The 19,192-nt window shown below is 41.4% G+C and carries 12 protein-coding genes and 1 pseudogene; 4 read left to right on the top strand and 9 right to left on the bottom strand.

The window, feature by feature from the left end; translation table 11 throughout:
* Positions 1–559: 559 nt before the first annotated feature.
* Positions 560–1,393: a photosystem II manganese-stabilizing polypeptide gene (psbO, locus tag ANSO36C_RS20440; protein WP_251955995.1), complete on the bottom strand. Its 834-nt coding sequence runs from the start codon at positions 1,391–1,393 to the stop codon at positions 560–562.
* A gap of 801 nt (positions 1,394–2,194) precedes the next feature.
* On the opposite strand from psbO, the gene ANSO36C_RS20435 reads away from it, so the two are divergent.
* The gene (locus ANSO36C_RS20435; protein WP_251955994.1) at positions 2,195–2,542 is read left to right on the top strand and encodes a hypothetical protein; all 348 of its coding nucleotides are present in this window, start codon (positions 2,195–2,197) and stop codon (positions 2,540–2,542) included.
* Between the two features lie 143 nt (positions 2,543–2,685).
* On the opposite strand, the pseudogene ANSO36C_RS20430 reads toward ANSO36C_RS20435, so the two are convergent.
* Both ANSO36C_RS20430 and ANSO36C_RS20425 read right to left on the bottom strand, forming a co-directional pair.
* Positions 2,686–7,745: pseudogene (locus tag ANSO36C_RS20430) on the bottom strand (WD40 domain-containing protein).
* A gap of 186 nt (positions 7,746–7,931) precedes the next feature.
* Positions 7,932–9,263 (bottom strand): P-loop NTPase fold protein, encoded by a 1,332-nt coding sequence (locus ANSO36C_RS20425; protein ID WP_251955993.1) that lies wholly within the window; start codon positions 9,261–9,263, stop codon positions 7,932–7,934.
* Between the two features lie 676 nt (positions 9,264–9,939).
* Between ANSO36C_RS20425 and ANSO36C_RS20420 the strand changes: the two genes are divergently transcribed.
* From ANSO36C_RS20420 to ftsZ, 3 genes are all read left to right on the top strand, one after another.
* Positions 9,940–10,773, top strand: coding sequence for a cell division protein FtsQ/DivIB (locus ANSO36C_RS20420; RefSeq protein ID WP_251955992.1), 834 nt, complete (start codon positions 9,940–9,942; stop codon positions 10,771–10,773).
* A 729-nt stretch (positions 10,774–11,502) separates the two neighbouring features.
* The gene (locus ANSO36C_RS20415; RefSeq protein ID WP_251955991.1) at positions 11,503–11,790 is read left to right on the top strand and encodes a hypothetical protein; all 288 of its coding nucleotides are present in this window, start codon (positions 11,503–11,505) and stop codon (positions 11,788–11,790) included.
* 60 nt (positions 11,791–11,850) lie between these two features.
* Positions 11,851–13,179, top strand: a complete 1,329-nt coding sequence (gene ftsZ / locus ANSO36C_RS20410) for a cell division protein FtsZ (RefSeq protein ID WP_251955990.1) — start codon at positions 11,851–11,853, stop codon at positions 13,177–13,179.
* Between the two features lie 547 nt (positions 13,180–13,726).
* Here ftsZ and gshB read toward each other — a convergent pair.
* From gshB to ANSO36C_RS20380, 6 genes are all read right to left on the bottom strand, one after another.
* The gene (gene gshB / locus ANSO36C_RS20405; RefSeq protein WP_251955989.1) at positions 13,727–14,701 is read right to left on the bottom strand and encodes a glutathione synthase; all 975 of its coding nucleotides are present in this window, start codon (positions 14,699–14,701) and stop codon (positions 13,727–13,729) included.
* A 238-nt stretch (positions 14,702–14,939) separates the two neighbouring features.
* Entirely contained in the window at positions 14,940–15,212 is a 273-nt protein-coding gene (grxC, locus tag ANSO36C_RS20400; RefSeq protein ID WP_251955988.1) for a glutaredoxin 3, read from the bottom strand.
* Positions 15,213–15,492: 280 nt separating this feature from the next.
* Positions 15,493–16,254: a type 1 periplasmic-binding domain-containing protein gene (locus ANSO36C_RS20395; RefSeq protein WP_251955987.1), complete on the bottom strand. Its 762-nt coding sequence runs from the start codon at positions 16,252–16,254 to the stop codon at positions 15,493–15,495.
* A gap of 247 nt (positions 16,255–16,501) precedes the next feature.
* Entirely contained in the window at positions 16,502–18,268 is a 1,767-nt protein-coding gene (hflX, locus tag ANSO36C_RS20390) for a GTPase HflX (protein WP_251960392.1), read from the bottom strand.
* A gap of 109 nt (positions 18,269–18,377) precedes the next feature.
* Positions 18,378–18,743 (bottom strand): type II toxin-antitoxin system PemK/MazF family toxin, encoded by a 366-nt coding sequence (locus ANSO36C_RS20385; protein ID WP_251955986.1) that lies wholly within the window; start codon positions 18,741–18,743, stop codon positions 18,378–18,380.
* Complete coding sequence (locus ANSO36C_RS20380; RefSeq protein WP_251955985.1) at positions 18,736–19,074, bottom strand: DUF2281 domain-containing protein; 339 nt, start codon at positions 19,072–19,074, stop codon at positions 18,736–18,738. Before ANSO36C_RS20380 ends, ANSO36C_RS20385 begins: the two co-directional genes overlap by 8 nt.
* Positions 19,075–19,192: the final 118 nt, after the last annotated feature.

Raw genomic sequence — 19,192 nt, 5'->3', positions numbered from 1 at the left:
TTGGGATGAATTGTAGCTGTTTTAGAACTACATAGGAATAAAATATAAAATTAATCACTAAATATCAAACCGAGATTGTACGTAACTTGAATTAATTAATAGTGAATTTAATTTATAGAAACAAAACAACAGTAGCTGGGCTTTTGTTTGAGAAGCAAACGTTGTATTTACAGTAAAATTACGTGTCTATTCAACTAAAATTTATCTAATAATTAAAAATTACTAATAATTTAAAAAAATACTGTGTATATTTACGCAACTAAATAAAAAAAAGGGTATATTACCCTTTTTTTACTTAAGTCTATAGTCTTTTAATCAAAGAGAAAAGTTCAAAGAAATGAATCAAGTTACTTAAAAGAGCGAGGTATCAAAATTTTTCCAATTGCAAAGGTTATTTCGCCCACAATCTTTGCTGGGCTTTAACTTTTCCCCATCTTTGTAAAAAACCTATCTACCCTCCTAAAAAAAAGAGGGTAAATAAGTCAACTTTTGCGATCAAGTCTGAATACTTACAGAATTGTCGTTCTGAGTGCCAGCTAGTTGAGTTACTTCAGAGGATTTAGCCGCGAGTTGGTTCAACCCGTGCATAAAATAGACCGCGAATCTTGACTTCTTTAGGTTCGCCAGCACCTAAATCTGTATCAGATGGTTGTTCGCTCTCGAAAGTACCAGCAATTTCACCGCTAGAATTGTCTATTTTAGCGATTTGCAGAGAAATCTTGCCATTGAGATTTTCAGCACGCTTGACGTTAGTGCGGGTAAGTTCTTCATCATCCGCTTGGGCGGGGAGAGCCACGGCATTATCGTAGCCGCTGACGACACCACGACCTTTGGGATCTAGGAAAGCAGCACCACGATAGGAAGGAACTTTGAAGGTGCCTTCAAAGTCCGTAGAGGTGTTAATACTGGTCAAATTGGGTTGAGTTTGAGCAACCAAGTTTTTGATAGTGAAGAGGAAAGGTACTCGCTCACCACCAGGAAGTTGCACAGTTATGGCTTGGAAGTCAAGACCATCAGTTTCTGCAAAGGTTAGGCTATTATCTGCGTTGATTTTTAGATTACCCTGCACTTGGTCAATGGTGGAAGTGTATCTGGTCAACAATTTGCCAGCAACAAATTCTGCTTGTTGGCGTTTATTAGCAGGTTCTTCTTTGATAAAGAAGCTAGTTGGTTCCAAGCAAAGTTCTTTGACGGCATAAGACTGGCTTGAATCAATGGGAATGGAACCACGGCTTGTTTCTGCTAGTTGGGGGCATTTGTTAGCCAAGCCAGTGCCGCGAATTTGATCATAAGTGAGTACGTCTCTACTACTACTAGCAGGAGCATCACTACAAGCAGTTATTAGCCCCAGGCACAAAGCCAAGAATGCAACAATTAAAGCGCGATACCTCATGGTCAACCTCAATCTCAAAAATTAATATCTAAGTTGTAAAACTGCATCGAAGCTTTGATCTCTGACGAGAAGCCGCTACTCTGCGAAAAGCTACCTTTGTTCGGACATTGCTTTGCTCTGATTAAGAGAGTTGAAGCAAGTGTCCGGGTATTTAAGTTGTCGCTGCTCAAACTTTTCTCTGCTAAACGTAGTTAAACGTGTCGCTCTCTTGAGCTTAGGGTGTAAACCCCAGACGACGTAGCACACCGTATCCATTTTGGATGTGTGTCACTATGGGAGCAAAAAACCAGCAGTTTTACTGTTGGTAGCATTTGTGAAAGTTGGGCGAGTGGATGAGAAAGCCCCACACAAAGCAGCATAAATGCTTACCTCGGAGAGTGCGAAGAGGAGTGTCTGCTTCGCACTTTGCTTTTGCAATCGGCAAAAGCGGCATCGCCCAAGTCTTTTTGTATCATGTATGTGACGCTACTACATACAGCCCATTGTTTGATGGGGAAATCAGCCAGATCATACGATTTTTTTTAACTCAAAATCAAAGTACTCAAAATCCAAGAAAGTCTCGTTTTGATCGCATCTAGGTTCTGTAAAGCCTATGCTAAAGGTTACTACGCTCTTTTAGGCGCGATCGCAACTACTTTTGATAAAGATACAAATCTAGTTATATTCATCGCTGACTAGGGCAAGTGAGGGGATGCAGTAACAGGTAGGCACAGGGATTAAAAGAATCAATACTGACAAACTAGGGAAAATTAAAAATCTCCGGTAAATTTGAGTTGACCTCATTTATACGGAAAAGGTGGCATGAACGATCATAAGTCTATTGAATCAGAGAAGTTTTCTTCTCAACTCCAAGCGATCGCATCTGTGGTGTATGATGCAGCTACAGCTTGTGAGGGCGATAGTGTAGCTCTTTTGGCAATGCTTAGGCAATTGGAGCAGTTACACCGAGAGATCCGGGATGGGGTTTTTCAAGAGAGTTTGCCTGTTAACCGTCGCCAACTTTACTCACTGCTGAAAGATATTGAGTCTGAGGGAGGCTGGCCTTACATTGAGCGCATGAGGCTACAAGCATTTTTAGCCAATTTGCCACAAGAGGCTACTGAAGAAAATAACCACGAAGTCTTGGAAAGCGATCGCTCTTTTGGCTGATTAGCTCGAAATTTATTTCTAGCTCTGAATTAACAACTCTGATCGCCTCATCAACCGCTAAACCAAGAGCGGTTGCTCATTGAGGCTTCAAGCTAATTCGTAATTCGTAATGACGCTCGATGACTCGCTAACGTAATTCGTAATTAAAAAGGGTTTGTACGGGTTATGCCATCACAAAGAAGGCGATCGCGCTTTTCAAGATTGCGGTTGTGTTTGAGGTAATCGCCCACCCAGTCGCAACCACGAACAAGCAGATCATCAAGATGTAAATTCCATAAAATTATAGTGTTGTCATCACTAGCTGATGCTAGTGTTTGACCATCTGGGCTAAAGCTAACACTCAACACCGGAGCGCGATGCCCATTAAGACTTTTAATTAATTTGCCCTCACGGCTCCAAAGTTTCACTGTACTGTCCCAACTGGCGGCGGCAAGTAATTCACCACTGGGGCTGAAAGTGACGGCATTAACGCTATCGCTATACCCCTTTAATAAGGTTTTTAACAACGTCCCATCCCGTCGCCACAGTTTCACAGTATTATCCCAGCTAGCAGAAGCTAGCAACTCGTCAGTGGGACTAAAGCTGACACCCAACACCCAACTGTTATGAGGTGAAAAAGTTTTGAGCAAGGTACCATCCCGTTGCCAAAGTTTCACAGTTTGGTCATCACTGGCAGAGGCTATAACTTGACCATCTGGGCTGAAATTTACGCTATTTACCCAACCCTGATGCCCCGCTAAGGTTTTGAGCAACTTGCCCTCACGGTTCCAAAGTTTTACTGTTTTATCTTTGCTAGCTGATGCCAGAAACTGACCATCAGGGCTGAAAGTCACGCCTCATCACACTTATCAGTATGTCCGTGGAGAGTCATGATTAAAGTACCATCAAGCCGCAAAAGTTTCACCGTTTTGTCATAAACTTCCTGAAGCCAGCATTTCACCTTTTGGGTCAAAACTGACACTAGGGACTTGATTTGTATGCCCCACTAAAGTTTTGTAAAGTCGGGTTTTGACTTCGCCATTACTGGTGTATCTTTGCCAAAGTTTATAGTGCGATCGCTACTACCAGAAGCTAGTACCTGACCGTCGGGACTCCAAGCAACGCTCAAAACTCGACTCTGATGCCCTCTGAAGAATAGACGGTTTTGGGGGTTCTAAACTCCATAACTTTATGCTTTTGTCGTAACTTCCTGAGGCCAGCAATTTGTTATTTGGACTGAAAGCTAAACTGACAACATAATCGCTGTGTCCTTTCAAGGTTTTGAGCAAAGTACCATTGTTACTCCAGAGGTTTATGATTTTGTCTTCACCTGCGGAAGCTAACTTTTTACTATCGGAACTAAAACTTAAACTCCACACAGTCTTGCTATGCTGCCGTAAAGTTTTGTAAAAGACGAAAGTCAAAACCGTCTTTAGTACTGTTACTTTCCCGCCGCCAAAGTTTCACTGTTTTATCTCGACCTGTTGAAGCCAACAATTTACCATCTGGGCTGAAAACAGCTATAGTCACAGCTTTCTGATGTCCCTGCAAAGTTGTAACAAGGCTACCGTCGCGTCGCCAGATTTTCACTGTCTTGTCGTTGCTAGATGAGGCGATGAATTGACCATCAGGGCTGAAGTTTACCCAGTTAACTGACCCTTGATGTCCTCTCAGTATTTTTACTAAGCTACCGTCTTTACGCCAAAGTTTTACGGTTCTATCCTGACCGCCAGTAGCTAACAACTCACCATCAGGACTGAAATTAACGCTGTCAACCGAACCACCCTGTCCTCTTAGGGTTTTATATGGCTTGGGGTCAAATTCACCTGTAACCGGGTTTTTGTGCCAGATTTGCACTGTTTTGTCGAGGCTTGCGGACGCTAGGGTTTTACCATCAGGGCTAAAACTTACACAATTAACAGCATCAGTGTGACCCTTAAGGGTTTGGAGTAAGGTACCGTCAAGATGCCAAAGTTTCACCGTCGTATCTAAGCTACCTGATGCTAACAACTGACCATCAGGGCTGAAAGTTACTCCCCAGACAACATCTGTGTGCCCTTCCAGGCGGTTGATCTCCGTTACCCCATAAACTGCCTGTTGCAGCGCTGTGACAACGCGCATTCGGGTATCTGGTTGCACGACCTCTGCTTGTTTAAGTCCTCTCCAAGCCCGCAAACCTTCTAATAGAGCATCAAATTCCTTATTAGAGGCAAACAGAGCTTCACTAGCAGCAGTAATTCCACTAATCCTCAAGTTATTTTCACTGTGTTCAGCTCGTAGAGTTTGGCGGACTGCTGCTCTTTTTTGCAAGTCAGCTTGCCACCATAAGGCTGCTATTGTTCCGCCCATGATTGCCAAAGATTGCGCATGCTATCCGTGCTTCCCGCAGTCGCCGTTTGCAATACTAAATTAAGTTGTTTTTGGCTAAGTTGTTGGGCTACTTCCGCTCTAGTTTTTTCAAGTTTGATTTTTTCTAATTCGGCGAGCATCCCATAATTGTTCTTTTGACGAATTGGTTCAACTAAATAATCGTGAACCAACTGGTAGCGATCGCCTAACTCTTCTCTGACTCGCAACACCAACCCTGAACCCACCAATATTTCTAAAATCAGTTCCCCAACTGTGTTAAAGCTTGATATTGTATCTATATCAAGATTATTAACTAATGCAGCAGCTAAATCAGCTTTAGTTTTTAACGGTCGTGTCCCCTTTTCATCAGTTAACTCAAATAATAATTTCCAACTTAGCTCTTCGTTTTCCTGACCACAGTCTTTAATAACTTCGCCAAGCCAGCGTTCCACCAATTTTGTCGAGCCACCGCAAAGCTTGGATTCTCCAAGTGTGCTAATGTTTTCTATTTGTAATTGAGCGCCGACTATTTGTAATTCAATTGGATGTAGCTTCGTCTAGCTCTCACTGTTAAATCCTGCACTAATCGGTTAATTAATTCATCACTCAGTTCATAATGTGAACGTTGAGTAAGACTGTGAATTATGGCTTTAGCATCCTGGCTAGAGAATTTTCCTAAATAGTAGCGAATGTCTTTATCGAGAATATTTTTATTAATTACGCCTAAATCATATAATCCGGTACTATTTTTCTGGCTCAAACGTTCAAACTCTAATAAATGATGCAAGTAATCTTCTCGTAATGAAATAATAGTTTTCACATAAGAAATATTTAAACATTCACTAAAAAATTTATAAAATTCTATTCGTTGTGTGAGGAGTATTACTAACAAAGAAAAATTCTTCAAATTGGTCTAGTATAATAACTATTGTATAATTTCGCATCCGATGCTAACCGAATTTTTTCTAGAAGTATAGTGGGTGTAGAGTCAAGATTAACTGATATTCCTGTGTATGCCAGAACTTGATTGATACCACTGATTAAGATTGTTATCCAATCTGTATAAACAGATATAACAATCGGTATAGGAATGCGTTCACCAATAACTTTTCCCTTGAGTGCTGGAACTAAACCAGCTTTTGAGAATTGAACTTTTACCTACACCTGACGGCCCATAAATTACTGTTAGTTTGTAGTCAGCACGGGCGATTCTTTCAATTAAGCGATTGACATCTTGTTGCCGTCCAGAAGCAGATATTTCTTGAGCAATCTCTTCAGTAATAAACGGTATTTTGTGAGGTTCCAATACTGGGTTAATTCTGGGGCGTTGTGGCTGCAATTGACTTGCCCCGATGAAGGCACGAAAGCCATACTGATGTTCTATTTTAATTTTTTCTTGCTTCAGCTTAAAGGCTTCTGTATAGTCATGACGCTCGAAAAAGTAAAGCGATCGCAGTTCCTCTAAAATTTCTAAATACAGTGATGGCTGATGTTGTAACTCACAAACTACTCTTGCCCATTCCAAGTTATTAATAGCTTCTTCACACTCACCCAAATGCCTCTGTGTACGTGCTAGCAAGAGAAGATACCAACTTTCTTGTCGTCGTCTTTGCAAAGCATCTCGCAGAGAAACTTGTGTTACTTCTTCGGAGATAGAAAGTGCTGTATTCGCTAATTCATGAGCCAGTACCCAATTCGACTCATAAGCAGCCACATTTGCTAAAAAACCATAATTTTGAGCAATTTGTGTGGGAGTTCCATAAGTTTTATGTAAATATAATGACTTTTGAGCTAATTCTTTTAATTCATCCCAGAGTTGTAAGCGTTGCAGCATTTCGCAAGCAGGCAGAATGAATTTAGCAACTAAGTCTTCTCTTTGTGCTTCCTCCAATAGTTCCAAGCATTGTTTAAACCACGACAAAGCACGTTCGCAATAGCTAATATTATTCTGGTATAAGTCTGCCATTCGGTGATAGCAAAGCCCCAAGTGAAATAGTACTATTGCTTGCTTGAGTAACGACGAGGGAGCAGTAGAATGAGGAGATAAGATGGGGAAAGAAGAATGATTCTCCCACTCTGTTACTCTCCTTGCTTCCTGCTGCCATAAAGCTAGGCTTCTTTGATAATTAGCTAAAGCACCATTAATTTGATCGTTGGCGTATTTATCTCGCCCCAACACAAATTCTAAACTAGCTTCTAATCCTGGTGTTAATTGAACGCCATACAGTCGCACCAAATCATTACGGGCTGATTCTATTTCGTGGCGGTGTTGAGACTTGGGATCTAAATCTAAAAAGGCATTAGATAAAAATGTCTCAGCACCTGCTTCTAAAACTTTGGTAAATAGAGATTCTGCCTCTTGATGGATCAAAGCAATTAAATCTGCTTTGGCCATTTCAAATTTAATCGTGGTTGCAGCCCAGCTTTTAAAATCAGGCGCTAATCTTGACAGCAATGATGCCACTTCATCTTGTAGCCACAACACCACTGGAAATGGAAAAGTCGCGGCATAGATATCTCGTGCTTGGTTAATACCTGTAAGTAAGTTTTCCAGGTCGGTAGTTGACTCAATACCAAAAACCATTACAGCCGATGGCAAAGAGTCTGTAAGGACGGCAGGATTATCTAAAGATAGTTCTGAGATTATTGTGCCGTGTAAGGAAATAGTTGATGGATTAAGAACGATTTCTCTGATATAGATGTCTTTGCTGATGGAGCGAATATTCTCTAACATTTGCTCACGTAATCGCCCATAGTTACATCGAACTAAAATCAGAGCAAATTGACCTTCAGAAAGTGCGATCGCTCTAATCAGTCTTTGCAAAGTATGCTGATTTTCTTTGGTGTAGACGCGTAGCTGCTTGTCATTAGTCATTGGATGTGGAGTATTTAGGATTGAGGATTGGGGATGAGGCATTGGATATTACAGCACTTCCGGCAGCTATGAGGTACATCCTCAAAGCTAAAAGCTATGTTAGGAGAGAGGCAATAAGAAAAACTGTATTGCATAATAGCGGGAAGCGCTGTAGTTATTAGTCCAATGACAATTGACACTTGACTGTTACTTTTTTTGTTGCCAAGCCAAAACTTTTTCTGTTTCTGCCAAGGCTGGACTGATGCCAAACCAGCGCCCCACAGGATCGCGATATTCAAACAGATACATACTTCTTAGTAAACTTTGATAGTCAGACTCACCTTTAACTCTTTGTTGCTGCACTACTTCAAACAATAATTCCCACTGGGACTCATCAATAGCTAATAGCAAATCGTCGCGGTAGTCCTTAATCACGGCTTCTAAGCATTCCCTAGAAAAAGGTGGATCTTGCCGTTGCAAGCAGCTATAAAGTAAACCCAATAAGTTACGAATATGACCACCACTAACGCGACATAGGCGATCCAAGGTTTGGGAATGATCGAATAATTCTGTAATTAATAAAAGTCTGCTATTTAAAGGAACTTCTGGAAAAGCTCTAGCTAGAACTAACTGGCGTACTAGTGACATTCCTGGTTCGTAATCACTGCCGTCTCTTTGCCGCACTAATACCATCGGCAATACTTTTGGTGCAATCCCTCCTCCTAGGCGGTTTTTCAGTGTCTCATACTCATTGGAGAAAATTAACGTTAGGGGAATTGTGTAAACTAGGTGGCATTTGAGTCGGCGTAACTGTTCGCCTCGGTCGATAAAGAGATATTCTGGTTGCGATCGCCCTGATGCTAAGGGACGCATATCGACTCGATCCAAATTATCTACAATCACTACCAGTCCTTTTTGACCCCTTAGCTTTAGCTGTTCAACAGCCTTTTCTAAAATCTCTTCGTTAATCGCTTGCAGAATACTATTGGTACGTGGTTCCAGATATTGTCTTAGTTGATTCCGCATCTGGGTGCTATCTTTGGTTTTGGCGGTAATTTTGGCAATACCCAAGGACAATTCTGCTTGTCCAGAAAGCTCTATGGGGCTTTGCAAAAAATCACCTACTTCTTTAAACAAATTGGTAAAGTAACCACCTTTGAGTTTGATGTTAATGCCTTCTAAACTGGCGCTGACTTGACGAGCTACACTCAGCAGAATATCGCTGATATCAATATCCGCCATGTCTAAATCTTGGCTGGACTCAAAATAAACCACATGAAATCCCGCCAATTCTAGTTCTGTCTTGAGCCGCTGCAATTCTGTTGACTTTCCACAACCAATATGACCCGTAAATAACTGGCAGGTTGGCTCATCAGGAGAAATGCGAACGATAGTCCGTTGCAATTCTTCAACAATCTTGCAACCACGTACATCAGCAAAATCTATGTAATACTGCCGATCTAGAACGTTACTTATGTTTAGTGTGTAACTGGGGTTACATGCTTTATAAAAACGTGACAGATTTAATGTTGTTTTCATGTATGTACAGGTGTATGTAGACGCAGTTTATTTCGTATTTTTTATACAATTAATCTCTGCCGACATATAGGCATAGGATTAACTCGCAAGGTGGTAATGTCTTGCAAGGGACAGCAATGCTTGCACAATTACTGTCAGTAGTATGGTGAGATTTAATTGACCCTAGTAGCCTTAAGCATATCTGTTCTTTTTACACCTGCTATTGAGGTTTTGATAATCTCTCGCTTTTATTTGACCTGCCACAAAATTGTATGATTTAGTGATTAAGTAAAAAAAGTTACAAGAATTCATGGTTTTGAGCTTGTCTAGCTGACGAGTATGGCTGGTATGAATTATAGCAAAGCACACAGAGATATAGGAATACCTGTTTATCATTTAATATACAATTTGTCAAGAAAACAAAATTCTCAACATTTCAATTAATATTTCGTAATTTTGAGGAAAAAATCTTCAAAAATAACTTGTCAAAAAGACTACATTCAGTTAAGAATGGACACCGGAAACTTTATGGGAATGATGACTAGGGCCAGAATCCTTGTGTAGTTACTGTAAAGTGTTACTAAAAATAAAAAAAGTCTTGAGGAGAGAGGCTATATAGATGCCAACAGTGTTTACTGAAATGAATAATGATAGAAGCGCGTCGAGGAATTTAGATTGTAACCACAAAGGGGTTTGAATGGCTGGCATAATATCAGTTTCCCGCACAAATCTAGCCCAACGTCGTCAGAAATTACGTCGTCAGCGGCAGATGAGAATTATTCAGGCTATTTGGCGAACTTTTGCTATTACTGGTTTCGCGGGTGGATTGCTGTGGGTTGCAGTCCAACCAGTGTGGATGCTAAAAACTCCCAAACAAATAATGATGAAATCAGGTAATAAATCACTGTCGGAGCAAACAACTCAGTCACTGTTGGCGCTGTCTTACCCCCAGTCTTTGTGGCGGATTGAACCGTCGGCGATCGCTAAGTCTTTGAAGAAACAACCAACTATCGCTCAAGCGATCGTCAGACGCCGCCTGTTTCCTCCTGGATTAATTATCGAAATTCAAGAACGCGTACCTGTAGCAGTCACTCAAACGCTTGGCAACAAAAAAGTTACAATCGGCTTACTAGATGCAACTGGGGCCTGGATGCCTTTAGAAAAATACACATCACTTAATCCCACTAAGAAATTACCCAATCTCAGAGTAATTGGCTCACCAACACAATACTGCCTCTACTGGACTCAACTTCATCAGGCTGTCAGCCAAAGTCCCGTAAAAGTTATGGAAATTAATTGCCAAAATCCAACGAATTTAATTTTGAAAACAGAAATAGGAAATGTGCATCTCGGCGTTCCAGGCCCTCAGTTAGCTGAACAAATTAAGGTACTCGCCCAAATGCGCCATTTAGCAACAAAGTTCAATTCCGGTCAAGTAGAGTATATTGATCTGAAAAACCCCGAATTTCCATTAGTACAAATGAACCAAAAAGATCAAAAATTAACTCCCAAAATCCCTAAAAATATCTAACGTGTTTAATTTATTGATAGCTCCTAGTAAATTAAGAAGCTTTATGCTGACAAATATATTTATTATTTTCAGTTTTCTAGTAAACTGCACGAAAATCGGCATTAACTTCTAATTAAAATGAAAGGATCAATCATAAAATCTCCATTGCGAGTTAAAGACCCTCAATTGTTACCCTAACATCTAATAGTAGGGTGCAAAATATTGGACAATCTGAATGATTGTCTAGGGCGTTCAAAACGCCTTCTGCCCATATATTCTTTGAGTAAACCCAATGCCCAAAAGAGAAGAATCCTTGAGTTTTTCATTAAGATTAGACTTGCGAGCAGAGGGCACTAATGAGAACGGTTTACGCCGCCATCGAAGTGCAGAGCTAAAAATACTCTTGGCTTTGGTCTGTTGAGGAGACTTCCAAAGACAGTTTACTGAAGTTTTAGCCTGTAATATAAAATTCCACCTGGGATTGCGTAAGTATTGCTTCTGGGCAATAAGTTTGGGTACTCTGCTCCGTAATTCTATTGGGTAACAAAACCTCTTAGGAAATCTTGATTGTTTGATCGTACTAGTGAGGGTTTTTGTAGGATAGAGTATTGCTCTAATAAAGTGTCTATTGAGACTCCCCAAGTAACAAATTAATCAAGTATAGTCTAACAAGTAAATTCTTGCTTACTTTAGTCTCAAGCATAAGTAAGTAAAAGGTAAATTTTGTGCCTAAAGTTGCAGTCAACCACAATGGTGAAACCTATTAACAATATTATTATTGAGGCAGAGAAGGTGCGCTGTAGTGTGTCTTTACCAGTTATCCCCTTAGTTGAGAATAATGAAGAGATTAATGTCTGGTTGAAGTTATACAGGTCACTTTTAGATCAATATAGGTATACTTCTGTAAAATTGGCTGTGCGATCGGTTGCTTTAAAAGCTTATCCCATAGCAAATTTTCGGACTGCCAATTCTGTTAGGCTTGGCAGTAGTGAAAACAATAAAGAACAATGCCATAGTATTGTGGCACTGTCAAAATAAAGTTGACTCTGAGGTGAATAACACCTGAAAAAGTCGTTTATCTACCCTCTTACAAATCCAATGACACTTGATAATAACCAAGGACTTAACTATAAAAATTCCCAATCTACGGGACAGCCAGGGTTTTCTCTGGCAGTTAACTCGAGCAATCCCTTTAATAACTCTGGGTTAAACTTCGGACAAAATCACGATAATAAGAAGATTTCTCCGGAAAATAGCCGAATTGGTGAGATTGTTCCTGGCCGGGTCGCCAACATCAAAGTGATTGGTGTCGGTGGTGGTGGTGGCAATGCTGTCAACCGCATGATCGAGTCTGATGTCTCTGGGGTAGAGTTTTGGTCAATTAACACTGATGCTCAAGCTCTTACCTTAGCTGGCGCTCCAAGTCGATTGCAAATTGGACAGAAGCTAACGCGGGGTTTAGGAGCAGGTGGTAATCCTGCCATTGGCCAAAAGGCAGCTGAGGAATCACGGGACGAAATTGCTACGGCTTTAGAGGGAGCAGACTTAGTATTTATCACTGCTGGTATGGGGGGTGGTACTGGGACGGGTGCAGCCCCAATTGTGGCAGAAGTGGCAAAAGAAATGGGCGCTCTTACTGTTGGTGTGGTTACACGTCCGTTTGTTTTTGAGGGCCGTCGCCGCACCAGCCAAGCGGAAGAAGGTATTCAAGGACTAAAAAGTAGAGTAGATACACTGATCATTATCCCCAACAACAAATTGCTGGAAGTGATCCCCGAACAAACACCTGTGCAAGAAGCTTTTCGCTACGCAGATGATGTGCTACGTCAAGGGGTACAAGGTATTTCTGATATCATCACGATCCCCGGTTTGGTAAACGTTGACTTTGCTGATGTCCGAGCTGTGATGGCAGATGCGGGATCGGCATTAATGGGAATTGGCGTTAGCTCCGGAAAATCTAGAGCTAGAGAAGCTGCGATCGCAGCTATTTCTTCACCATTACTAGAATGTTCTATTGAAGGTGCTAGAGGGGTTGTATTTAATATTACTGGTGGCACTGATCTGACTTTGCATGAAGTGAATGCTGCCGCAGAAGCAATCTATGAAGTAGTTGATCCCAACGCCAATATTATTTTCGGGGCGGTAATTGATGACAGACTCCAAGGTGAGGTAAGAATTACTGTAATTGCCACCGGGTTTACAGGTGAAGTGCAAGCTGTGCAACAACAAAGTGTGGCTAACGTTCGGGTAACACCTAATACTCCGAAGCGGTCAACAACACAGCAACCCGCTGTTACTCCCCCAACCTCAGCCCCAAATCCAACTTCAACTCCAACTTCAACTCCAACTCCAACTCCAGAACCAAAAGAAAAACCTGGATTAGATATACCTGATTTTCTCAGAAACCGACGAACACCAAGGAATTAAAAGATTTTGGATAGGAGATTTTAGATTAACTTAGCAGTCTCAGGTCAGGCTGAACGCAGTATAAAATCTGCTAGTTAAACCAGGGTTTTACTAAGGGCAGGGGTAAGCAAGATGTTGCCATCCCCAATTTTGTCAATTGGTAAAAAAATTCGTCAATTCTACTTTATGGAATGAATTTGGGCAGGAAGTCTACTGGCTTGTATGTCCAGATATGCTTTTGCCATTAAAAGAACAGGAAGACCTGCCCAACTACGGATGCGTAGAGTAGTCTGTCGTAGACATCGCTACATCTACTCCTCGCAATCCATTAAACTTATATTCGTTAGAAGTAAATATATTGACTCAAAGCAAATTGCGTAAGAAACTCGCCGACGCAAGTCTTCAAAGGAAGCCTGTTTTCTGGGAAATAAAACACTAAAAATCAAAAATATAAATAGACATCTGGTGAAAAAGAATGTATGGAGACGTTAGTAGTCTAGTCTAATTTCCCTTCTCTACAAGAGTTTGAGGTAATGCAGAATTAATTTCACCAGATGTCTAACGTAAATTAATTTTTGATTTTTAGGGTTTGTTCAATCCATTGAATAACCTGATGACCAAGCTGAGTACCATCAAGTCGGTCAATCTCACGAATTCCGGTAGGGCTAGTGACATTAACTTCAGTTAGATAGCCACCAATAACATCAATACCCACAAAAACTAAGCCATCTTGGCGTAAACGTTCGGCTACTAAAGTACAGATTTCATACTCTTCTGGAGTAATCGCGGTTTGAGCAACTGTGCCACCAGTTGCCATATTATTGCGAAAATCAGTTCCACTAGAGAGGCGATTGAGGGCACCAATCGGTTCGCCATTAAGCAAGATAATTCGCTTATCTCCTTCTTTTGCCTCCGGTAAATAGGTTTGTACCATCACTGGCACTCGACCTTGGAGGGTACTGAGTTCAACAATGGAGTTAAAATTGCGATCGCCTGGTTGCAAAAACAAAATACCTTCGCCAGCTTTGTTACCCAAGGGTTTGAGAATTGCTGCCCCCTTTGCTTCTACAAATTGGCGGATAAACTGCTTATCAGCACTGACAATGGTTTCTGGAATCGCTTTGGTAAACTGGAGGGCGTACATTTTTTCATTTGCCCCTCGGATGCCGCTAGGACTATTAATCACCAAGGTTTTATTTTGGTCAATGTAATCCAGAATATAGGTGGCATAGAGGTAGGAATCATTGACAGGTGGATCTGTCCGCATAAATACGGCGTCCATTGTCTCTAAAGAAGTTAAAGAGGAATCGCTCAACTTATACCAAGGATTCGCTGCTACCCACCGTCTGTCTATCAACTGTACTGGTACAAGTTCGACTTGCTGTAGCACAGCCCAAGCTTTTCCCTCCACCACACTCAGCAAGCTTGCCTGAGTCACCCAAACTTTGTGTCCCAGGATTTGCGCTGCTTCGATTAAGGCAACACTGGTATCATGACACGGGTCAAGCAGATGGATGGAATCAATGATAAAAACCAGTTTCACCCTTTATACCTCAATCACCAAGAAATTAAATGGTTATTCAATTATTATCTCTTGATGCTCTCACCAATTGACGTACTTTTGTACTACTGAGTATGATCTGGAGGGTAAAGTCTTGTAGACAGATATCGTTTTGTAGGGGTAAAAGACATTAAACAAGGCAGAGCGTTGTTTTTTCAGAGTTGTAGCGACTGCCGTGTGATTTGCAGCGGCTTGTCGCTAAAGCAATACCTTCTGAATCTTAAACGCTGTTGTTAGAAGTTAGTAGCTCATCCAGCTTACCTTGACTGTCTAAAGCGTGGATATCGTCACAGCCACCAACATGATCATCATTGATGAAAATTTGCGGTAAAGAACGACGTCCATTTGCTCTTTGAGCCATTTTATTTCTGGCTGCCTCATCTCCATCGATGCTGTATTCGATAAATTCAACGCCCTTGTTCTTCAGCAAACTTTTGGCACGAATACAAAACGGGCAAGTTCTCCAAGTGTAAATTTCTACTTTTGCAGCCATAAAGTCCTCAAATTAATGTCATACATTCTTAATTTTAGAACGTTGATACTAACTGTAGCTTCAATATCATACTTTTGCTCAAACCATATATAAATTTTTTATGTATTAACCGATTTTATAAATGTAGTCAATAATCTAAGGGAGTTATTTATATCGGATAAAGTCTAAAGTTTACTTTCTCTTAAAATAGTTCTGATGTACAAGGCTTACTTAAGCAAATAATTACCACCATACAAGCAAGGGGTGATGAAGTACCTCTGTGCCTCACCACCAAGTTAAATCAGCAGTGTTGCTGACTCTTGTGCAGACTGTTTGTTTTTTTGATAAGTCCTAAAGCACCCAAAGCAAATAAAGCTAGAGCAACTGTTGTCCTTGGTTCAGGCACATATTTAGGTTTAGGTGGGGCCTGATAATAAGAACTCGCCCCTACCCATATTGAATTAGTACCAGAAATTCCTGGGTTATTACCGTAATTCCCAATGTGAACTGCCGCGAATATTTGATTGAGAGTATCTTTAAAATTAAAGTTTGCTGCATTGAGATCAAAATTCTTCAATGAAAGTGTGGCTGTGAAGCCATCATTGGTTGAGCCAGTGGATGATGGGTTAATTTCTAAATCTAATTTACCTTGATAACCACCTGGTTTTTGCTTGTTTTCATCTACTGTAATGGGGTTACTGCCCATAGCGTAAGATGAAGCTGCCGATATTTGAAAAGCATTGTTATTAAATTTGCTGTCGTCGTAATTCAAATCAAATGTTTGAACTTTATGCTTGTTTGTTCCTGCTAGGTCGATGACAACATCTACTTTTTTGGCATCAGTCGCATTGTCCTTAATAGTAAGCGTTCCAAAAGAAGTGTTTACTTTGGCACAGGTACTTCCACCATTATAGTTTTGTGTACCTACAGTTCCAGAAATAATGCAATCCAAATTATATGTAAAAGAAGCGGCATTCGCAGGGGAAAAAACAGAGGATGATATTACAACGGCAGTTGCAGCTAAAAAGGATGGTACTGCTGAAGTTGAAAAGAGATTTTTCATGTTAATTGATAAGTTAAATAGAATGGTAAGACTTCGTTGCTAAGATGGGAATTTACTGCTTGCCACCCATCAAAGTCAAAAGCGCTCAAGAGAAAGCCTTACACCACTCTAAACACTGGACAACAGGTTGTCTCTAATACAGGATGTGTCTTCAAAAACATTTTATTTTCAGCTTTATATACATAAAAAGCTCAGTAAAATTACTGAGCTTAATTAAATTTAAAATATATTAAATTTCAACATTTTTCTACTTGTCAATGGCATATTCAATTAGCTTGGCAAGACGCTGACGTAGGGTTTCTAATCCCAAGCGCTGACTTGCAGAAATAAACACCGCTAAAGGAAATTCTTCTCTAGCTAAAGCTAGTGTCTCACTATTGGCTTGATCAATCTTGTTAAAAACAACCAGCGCCGGGCCAGGAGTTATTGGCATTTGTGCCAAGATTTCTCTGACTGAGCGAATATGACGCAACCAAGCGGGGTGAGACAAATCTACCAAATGTAGTAGGGCATCGGCTTCTGTGACTTCCTCCAAGGTGGCGCGGAAGGCATCCATTAACGATGCAGGCAGTTCGTGTATAAACCCTACTGTATCTGTAATGAGAATTTCCTGATGTTCATTGGTTTCGCCATAAGGAATTGCCAAGCGGCGCGTGGTGGGATCGAGAGTGGCAAATAACTGGTCGGCTGTATATACTTCTGCATTCGTGAGCGCATTCAGCAAAGTGGACTTGCCAGCGTTGGTATATCCAACTAAAGCGACTGAAGGAACTTCTCGATGCTGCCGTCGCTGCCGTAACCGCGAACGATGGGCCTGCAACTGAGTTACTTCTTTTTGCAGTCGGGAAATGCGCTGCCCAATGGCACGGCGTTCAGTTTCCAGTTTAGTTTCACCAGGGCCACGAGTCCCAATACCACCACCTAATCGGGACATGGTGCGACCTCTACCAGCCAGTCGCGGTTGCATATATTCTAGCTGCGCTAATTCTACTTGCAACTTACCAGCACGAGACTGAGCGCGTTGGGCAAAGATATCCAAAATAACTTCGGTGCGGTCAACCACCCGGATACCAATTTGCATTTCTAAGTTGCGGACTTGGGAGGGTGAAAGATCGCGGTCGAAGACAACGAGGTTGACTCCTAGTGTTTGGGCAGTTAGAGCAATTTCTTGCACCTTACCTTCGCCAACTACTGTTTGGGGATGAATGCGCGATCGCTTTTGTTGTATTGTCTGTAATACATCTCCCCCAGCCGTATCAACTAAACGTGCCAATTCTAATAGGGTGTCTTGGAATTGTAGGGGAGTCATCTCACTGGTCATCAGCCCCACAATCAGCACGCGATCGTGGTCAGAATCTACTTCCTGGGCGATAAATTCGCGCTGAAATTCCGCTTCCAGATTTTCTACCAAGTCTACTAAATCCTGGTCTGCCAGATCGTCCAAATCCAAAGGTGGCGATATATTCCAACTTGGGGATTGGATTTGTTTAGAGTGAGCGAAGCCGAATTGGCTTTCCTCCACTTTGACAGCAGCAGGACTAGGAATCAGGGTGCGAGAGTCTTGGGGTGTCAGATGAGCTAGATAAGCTTCTTTCACATACCCAGTCGCACCGCCTCCCCGCCGTGTAAATCCCGTTCCAGTAATATTTAGGACAACTAGGGCATCTAAGCGTTGTAATGCCATCGCCGTGAGTGCCGCTTCATTGGGCGGTTCTGGCTTGAGATGGGTGGCAATACAACGAATACCACTGAGTCGTTCTGCACCGTAACGGGGCAATTCCATCGGTGGTATTTGCGTTTGACGCGGTGTGCCTACCCCGACGCGAATCACTTGTCCGCGACGGTTGACGTAGGCGCACACAGGCTGATTGACTTCTGCGCTAATTGCTGCCAGACGCTGGGAAAACTCAGGCGTGGTGATGCGATCGCCCGGTATACGCTGGTGGTACAGTCGCTGTAGTTGCTTCAGCTGGCTGGACTTCAGACCTTGGAGATTTCCAAAAATAGTTTCTATAGGCGTTTTATGACCAGTTAAATGGCCCGCCCGAATCCTTATATGTCTATTTTATAACAGGGTTTCGGCTCCTACCTCTAAATTGTATTTTTATCAAAGATCCTCTTTTTCAGTCGTTGCTTTCAGGAGCATAATCAATACAGATAATTAAACCGTCTAGCAATTCTTGCATAACGGCTGTTGAAACTTTTCCTAAGCACCTGATAAATCGCTCGGTTGTTACACTACGAAGCTGCAAAACATTACCTGCTGAGTTGGAGTCTAAACCATTTTCATTAGTTTGCTGAATAGGAATCATGAAAATGCGATTTTGGAATTTAGGTTGCCATGTTGCCACAGGGATAATAATCCGCATTGGTATAGAAATAAAGATATCAGAACTAATCACAACAGCAGGGCGAGTCTTCTGAATTTCTTGTCCTCTAGTTGGATCAAGTTGCACTAGCCAAATCTCACCTTTTTTAGGATTAGTCATTCTCGGTTTCCCAGTCTTCACCATCCAGAACGGCAAACTCTGTTAATTCTGGATCATTCAAAAAATCTTCGGCTATGGCGGCGATAAAAGGTTCTAGTATTTTGTGACGTTCGGCTACAGGTAGTCGGGCAATTTCTCGGAGAGATAGTCGTTTTTGCTGTTGGAGATTTGATGAGATATTAGAATCTGAATCTTCAGTGTCTAACTGCTGGTGATTGACTGTTTTTTTTACAAGAAACTCAACAAAATCTAGGACTTCTTGTTGCTTGTCATTCGAGAGAATTCGCAGATTATCTAATACTGCTTGTTCAATATTGAGTATTTGTGACATTTGATTTGCGTTTTTCAAGATAGGTTAAGTTTTTAATTTGTCATTCATAACTATCGCTGTTAATTTCAGTGAATATTTTCAGTGGAAGTATGAAGGCGATCGCTACATTAATCCTACA

Origin of the sequence: Nostoc cf. commune SO-36 (assembly GCF_023734775.1) — a bacterium.
In the GTDB taxonomy this organism is placed as follows: Bacteria; Cyanobacteriota; Cyanobacteriia; order Cyanobacteriales; family Nostocaceae; genus Nostoc; species Nostoc commune_A.
Note: the sequence above shows the minus strand (reverse complement) of the source record. Positions and strands in the feature narration are given on the sequence as shown.

Bases quoted from the DNA above. Each gene is read 5' to 3' on its own strand.
- grxC (WP_251955988.1), bottom strand. From the start codon at position 15,212: ATGGCTGCAAAAGTAGAAATTTACACTTGGAGAACTTGCCCGTTTTGT.
- ANSO36C_RS20385 (WP_251955986.1), bottom strand. From the start codon at position 18,743: ATGACTAATCCTAAAAAAGGTGAGATTTGGCTAGTGCAACTTGATCCA.
- ANSO36C_RS20380 (WP_251955985.1), bottom strand. From the start codon at position 19,074: ATGTCACAAATACTCAATATTGAACAAGCAGTATTAGATAATCTGCGA.
- psbO (WP_251955995.1), bottom strand. From the start codon at position 1,393: ATGAGGTATCGCGCTTTAATTGTTGCATTCTTGGCTTTGTGCCTGGGG.
- ftsZ (WP_251955990.1), top strand. From the start codon at position 11,851: ATGACACTTGATAATAACCAAGGACTTAACTATAAAAATTCCCAATCT.
- ANSO36C_RS20395 (WP_251955987.1), bottom strand. From the start codon at position 16,254: ATGAAAAATCTCTTTTCAACTTCAGCAGTACCATCCTTTTTAGCTGCA.
- ANSO36C_RS20420 (WP_251955992.1), top strand. From the start codon at position 9,940: ATGGCTGGCATAATATCAGTTTCCCGCACAAATCTAGCCCAACGTCGT.
- ANSO36C_RS20415 (WP_251955991.1), top strand. From the start codon at position 11,503: ATGGTGAAACCTATTAACAATATTATTATTGAGGCAGAGAAGGTGCGC.
- ANSO36C_RS20425 (WP_251955993.1), bottom strand. From the start codon at position 9,263: ATGAAAACAACATTAAATCTGTCACGTTTTTATAAAGCATGTAACCCC.
- ANSO36C_RS20435 (WP_251955994.1), top strand. From the start codon at position 2,195: ATGAACGATCATAAGTCTATTGAATCAGAGAAGTTTTCTTCTCAACTC.